Source organism: Kocuria sp. NPDC057446 (assembly GCF_042802875.1).
In the GTDB taxonomy this organism is placed as follows: domain Bacteria; phylum Actinomycetota; class Actinomycetes; order Actinomycetales; family Micrococcaceae; genus Kocuria.
In genome coordinates, this window is sequence record NZ_JBHVDI010000205.1 from 1 (window position 1) to 5,315 (window position 5,315).

Sequence of the window (5,315 nt, forward strand, 5' to 3'; positions counted from 1 at the left end):
CCCCGCGGGCGCCGGCTCCGACTGCGCCCGCACCGGCCCCCGACCCCGTGTACTCGCCCGACTGCACGGACCCGGCGCAGCCCTCCGGCCCGGTCCAGCAGGCGGCCTGGAACGCGGTCTGCGTTCCGGCCGAGGAGCCGCCGCCCGCTCCGGCGCCCACTCCGCCGCCCGCTCCGGTGCCCACCCCGAAGCCCACCCCCGGCCCGATCACCGAGCCCACTCCGGCCCCGGAGCCCGCGCCGCCGGCGACCGGCACGGCCGGGAACAACGGCCAGACCCCGGAGCAGGGCGGCGCCACGGCTGGGGCGACGCCCTCGCCCGCGCCGAGCTCCACCGGGCGCCGGAACTGGCCGCCGCGCCCGGAGCCGACGCCCACCCCGTCTCCGAGCCCCACCTCCGCTCCGATGCCCGTGCCGTCGCCCAGCACCACGACCGGGGCGCCGTCCTCGCTCCCCAGCAGGGCCGAACTGGCCTGATCCGGCGCTCCGCTCCACCGCCGGGCGGCCCGGGCCGCGGCCCGGCGCACGGGATGCGCAGCATGGGGACCAGGAGGTCCCCATGCTGCGTCGTCGTTACCGTCCGGTCCCCGTCCCCCGGCTCCGCCCGCACCGTCCGTCCGCCCGTCGCGCGGCGGTGCGCTGATGGGCTTCGCGCGCACGTGGGCGGTCGCCCTGGTCGGGCTCGACGGGTCGATGGTGGAGGTCGAGGCCGACATCGGCCAGACGCTTCCCGCGTTCTCCATCGTGGGCCTCCCGGACACGGCGCTCAACGAGGCCCGGGAGCGGTTGCGCGCGGCGGCGCGCAACAGCGGGATGCCGCTGAGCCCGCGCAAGCTCACCGTCAACCTCACTCCGGCGACCCTGCCCAAGCGCGGATCGCTCTTCGATCTCGCCATCGTGCTGAGCGCCCTGCAGGCCGCCGGGGACGTGCCCCCCACCGGGCGGACCGTGTTCATGGCCGAACTGGGCCTGGACGGGGCCCTGCGGCCGGTGCGCGGCATCCTGCCGGCTGTCATGGCGGCCGTGCGCGCCGGGCACGAGCGGATCGTCGTCTCGGCGGCCAACGCGGCGGAGGCGGCTCTGGTCCCCGGGGCCAGGGTGGAGGGCTTCGCCTGCCTTGCCGACGTGCTCGCCGCCGCCGGCGCCGCTCCCACGGACCTGCGCCGGCCGGCGGCCGCTGGGCTCGTCCCGGGCGCGCCGGCCCCGGACGCCGCCGGATCGAACGGTGCCGCGACGTCCTCCCCGGCGTCCCCCTCGGCATCCGCCGCGTCGCTCGCCGCGCCGGACCTCGCGGACGTCGCGGGGCAGACCGACGGCCGCCTGGCCCTCGAGATCGCAGCCGCGGGCGGGCACCACCTGCTCATGGTCGGCCCGCCCGGATCCGGCAAGACGATGCTCGCCGAGCGGCTCCCCGGCCTGCTGCCCGACCTCGAGGACGACGCCGCGATGGAGGTCACGGCCGTCCACTCGCTGGACGGGGCCGCAGGGCCGTGCACCGCCCTGCTCCGTCGGCCTCCGTTCGAGGCGCCGCACCACACCGCCTCGACGGCCGCCCTGTTCGGGGGCGGCGCCGGGATCCCGCGGCCCGGCGCCGCCTCACGGGCGCACCGGGGCGTCCTGTTCCTCGACGAGGCCCCCGAGTTCGACCGCGGAGTGATCGACGCGCTGCGCCAGCCCCTCGAGAACGGCCGGGTCGTGATCGACCGGTCCGCGGCCTCGGCGGTCTATCCGGCACGATTCCAGCTGGTGCTCGCGGCGAACCCCTGCCCGTGCGGCCGGGCCGGGGGACGCGGAGCCGACTGCACGTGCACGCCGCGGGCGCGCCGCGGCTACTTCGGCAGGCTGAGCGGCCCGCTGCTGGACCGCGTGGACCTGCAGATCGCCGTGCCGAAGGTCTCCTACGGCGAGCTCGCCGCCGGGGCGGGCCAGGGGGAGAGCACGGCCCTCGTGGCCGAGCGCGTCGCCCGCGCGCGGGCGGCCCAGGCCGAGCGGCTGCGCGCACTGGGCCTGCGCACCAACGCCGAGCTCGGTGGCAGCCTCCTGCACGGCGCCCTGCGTCCCCCGCGCCCGGTCACCGCCCCGCTGGAGCGTGCCATGGACCGCGGCTCGCTGACCGCCAGGGGGCACCAGCGGGTGCTGCGGGTCGCCTGGACGCTGGCCGACCTCGAGGGCCGCGGCGTGCCGGGCGTCGACGACGTCCACACCGCCCTGTACTTCCGCTCCCTCGTCCCGGCCTGAGCGCCGCAGCGTCCATCCGTCCGCGACCGGAAGGCTCCACCGTGCATCCCGCCCCGTCCGCTCCCCGCCACGACCCCCTGCGCCTCGCCCGGGCCGGGCTGTCCCGGCTCGTCGAGCCCACGGACCTCACCGCGATGCTGCTGCTGGCCGCGCTCGGACCGGTGGCCGCGCTCGAGGTCGCCACAGGGGCGCGGCCGATCGGCGCGCGGGAGCACCCGGTGCTCGTGCGGACCGCCGCCGAGGCCGGACACGGTCCCCGGCAGGTGGACCTGCGCCGCGCCCTGGCCCGCTGGGCTCCCCGGGCGGCGGAGCTGGACGCCGCCGCGGACCTGGAGTCGGCCGCCCGCGCAGGAGCGTGGTTCGCGGTCCCCGAGGACCCCGACTGGCCCGCGGCGCTCGCCGACCTGGGCCTGTTCCAGCCGGTGGGCCTCTGGGGGCGCGGCGACCGGCGGCACCTCGGGTTCCCCACCGCCCGTTCCGTCGCCGTCGTCGGCTCCCGGGACTGCTCGACCTACGGCGAACAGGTCGCCCTGGACCTGGCCGGCGCCCTGGCCTCCCGCGGCTGGACGGTCGTCTCCGGAGGCGCCCACGGCATCGACCGGGCCGCGCACGCGGCGGCCCTGGCCACCGGCACCGCCGTTCCGCCCACGGTGTCCGTCATGGCCTGCGGGATCGACCGGCTCTATCCGGCCGCCAACCAGCAGCTGCTCCGCCGTGTCGAGGCGACGGGCCTGCTGCTGACCGAGGCCGCCCCCGGGTGCACGCCCAGCCGCTACCGCTTCCTCCAGCGCAACCGGATCATCGCGGCCCTCTCGGCCGGCACGGTGGTGGTCGAGGCCCGCTGGCGGTCGGGGGCGCAGAACACGGCCCACCACGCGGACGGGCTCAGCCGCCCCGTGGGCGCGGTGCCCGGCAGCGTCCACGCCGGCACCTCCGCCGGCTGCCACCGGCTGGTGCGGGAGGGCACCGCGGTCCTGGTCACGGACGCGGACGAGGTGCTCGAGCTCGTCCAGCCCCTCGGGGCCGCACCGGCGCCCGACCGCCCCGCCCCTGCCTCGGTCGCCGACGGGCTCTCGGACCGCGACCGGGTGCTCCTCGACGCGCTGCCCCTGACGGTCCGCAGCCGCCCGGACCACCTCTGCCGGGTCGCCGGCCTGTCCGCCCGCGAGGTGCTGGCCGGACTGCGCCGGCTCGAGGAGCGCGGCCTGGCGGAGGGCACGGGCGAGGGGTGGCGCCGCCGTCGCTAGACTCGCCGCATGAGCTCCGACGCCGTCCCGCTGCCCACCGCCGTGGTCCGCGCCCTGGAACGGTACACGGACCACCTGGTGCACGAGCTGAACCGCAGTCCCCGGACCGTGGCCGCCTACACGGGAGATCTCCGTGCCCTCTTCACCTGGCTGCACGCCCGCTACGGGGTCGCCGCGCCGGCGGCCGTGGACCTGGACATGCTCCGTGCGTGGCTGGCCGCCCGGCACGCCGAGGGCGCGGGGCGGTCCTCGATGGCCCGCTGGACGGCGTCGGTCCACGGGTTCTTCGGCTGGGCCACCGCCACGGGTCTCCTGGGGGCCGATCCGAGCCTGCGGCTCGTCGCCCCCCGGCGCCGGCGCCACCTCCCGGACGTCGTGCCCGCCGACGGCATGCGAGAGCTGCTCGACGACCTCGCGGCGCGCTCCACGGCGCCCGGGACGGGAGCGACGGACGCCGCGCTCGCCGCCCGGGACCGCGCCCTGCTCGAGCTGCTCTACGCCACCGGCGCACGCGTGGGGGAGCTCACCGGCGCCGACGTCGACGACGTCGACCGCTCCCGGCGCGTCCTCACGGTGGTCGGCAAGGGCGACAGGCAGCGCACGGTGCCCTTCGGCGGCCCGGCCGACGAGGCCCTGCAGCTGTGGCTGGTGCGCCGCCCCGTCCTGGCGGCGGCGGACAGCGGCCCGGCGCTGTTCCTCGGCTCCCGCGGCGGCCGGATCGACGCCCGGCAGGTCCGGCGGGTCGTGGAGCGGGAGCTCGGCGCCGTCCCCGACACCGCCGCGCGGGGACCCCACGCCCTGCGGCACTCGGCCGCCACGCACCTCGTGGACGGCGGCGCCGACCTGCGCACGGTGCAGGAGCTGCTCGGGCACGCCTCGGTGGCCACCACCCAGATCTACACGCACGTCTCGGTGGACCGGCTGGGCACGGTCTACCGCCAGGCACATCCGCGGGCCTGACGCGGGCCCGGGCGCGGGAGCACGGGCCGATGCGACGTCCCGGGTTGACGCCCGCGGAACGTTTGCAGTTGAATGAGTGGCGTATTGTACTCGACGTCCCGGACACGGCAACGCGCTGCGGACCGGCCGGAACGACGGGTGCGGCACCCGGGCGACCGGACGCCGTGCGGGCCTCGAATCCCCGCGGCGGGACGCGAGCCCGGACAACAGCATCGTCCGGGGGCGGCACGCTCGCCGCGACCCGACGGGTGGGACCGCTTCCGTGCAGGGCGTTGGGGAAGACGTACCTACACGACGGAGGAACAGGTCATGTCTTCACCCACCACGCGCGGAGTGCTCTACGTGCACTCCGCTCCGCGGGCCCTGTGCCCGCACATCCAGTGGGCGCTGGAGTCCGTGGCGCGCCAGCGCACGGAGCTCGAGTGGACCCAGCAGAACGCCGAGCCCGGCTCCGTGCGCGCCGAGCTGGAGTGGTCGGGCCCCGCCGGCACCGGGGCTCTCCTCGCCTCGGCCCTGCGCACCATGGGACGGCTCCGGTTCGAGGTCACCGAGAACCCGTGCCGCGGTCACGACGGCGCCCGCTGGTCCTTCACCCCCGACCTCGGGATCTTCCACGCGACCACGGACGCCGCCGGCAACATCATGGTCTCCGAGGACCGGATCCGCTACGCCTACGAGACCGCGGCCGGCAACCCGCTGCTCGTGATCAACGAGCTCTCCCTCGCCCTGGGGGAGGCCTGGGACGAGGAGCTCGAGCCCTTCCGGCACGCCGCGGAGGGCGCCCCGGTGCGCTGGCTCCACCGCGTCGGCTGAACCGGGCACGGACCGGCCCCGCCTCCGGGGGCCCGCAGCACGCACGAGGGCCGTCCCG

4 protein-coding genes and 1 pseudogene are annotated in these 5,315 nt (G+C 77.6%); 4 read left to right on the top strand and 1 reads right to left on the bottom strand.

All coding sequences use genetic code 11. The features are described from left to right. Window positions 1-526: pseudogene (locus ACFU0Y_RS16780) on the bottom strand (hypothetical protein); the annotation flags it as partial. Window positions 527-641: 115 nt separating this feature from the next. Here ACFU0Y_RS16780 and ACFU0Y_RS16785 point away from each other — a divergent pair. From ACFU0Y_RS16785 to ACFU0Y_RS16800, 4 genes are all read left to right on the top strand, one after another. Further along, a complete protein-coding gene (locus tag ACFU0Y_RS16785; RefSeq protein WP_380215881.1) occupies window positions 642-2,237 on the top strand; it encodes a YifB family Mg chelatase-like AAA ATPase in 1,596 nt (531 codons plus the stop codon). A gap of 41 nt (window positions 2,238-2,278) precedes the next feature. Continuing rightward, window positions 2,279-3,484 carry a DNA-processing protein DprA gene (gene dprA / locus ACFU0Y_RS16790; protein WP_380215883.1) on the top strand — a complete coding sequence of 402 codons (1,206 nt, stop codon included), beginning with the start codon at window positions 2,279-2,281 and terminating at the stop codon, window positions 3,482-3,484. Window positions 3,485-3,493: 9 nt separating this feature from the next. Further along, the gene (locus ACFU0Y_RS16795) at window positions 3,494-4,444 is read left to right on the top strand and encodes a tyrosine recombinase XerC (RefSeq protein WP_380215885.1); all 951 of its coding nucleotides are present in this window, start codon (window positions 3,494-3,496) and stop codon (window positions 4,442-4,444) included. Between the two features lie 309 nt (window positions 4,445-4,753). Further along, window positions 4,754-5,257 carry a DUF3145 domain-containing protein gene (locus ACFU0Y_RS16800; RefSeq protein ID WP_344123215.1) on the top strand — a complete coding sequence of 168 codons (504 nt, stop codon included), beginning with the start codon at window positions 4,754-4,756 and terminating at the stop codon, window positions 5,255-5,257. Window positions 5,258-5,315: the final 58 nt, after the last annotated feature.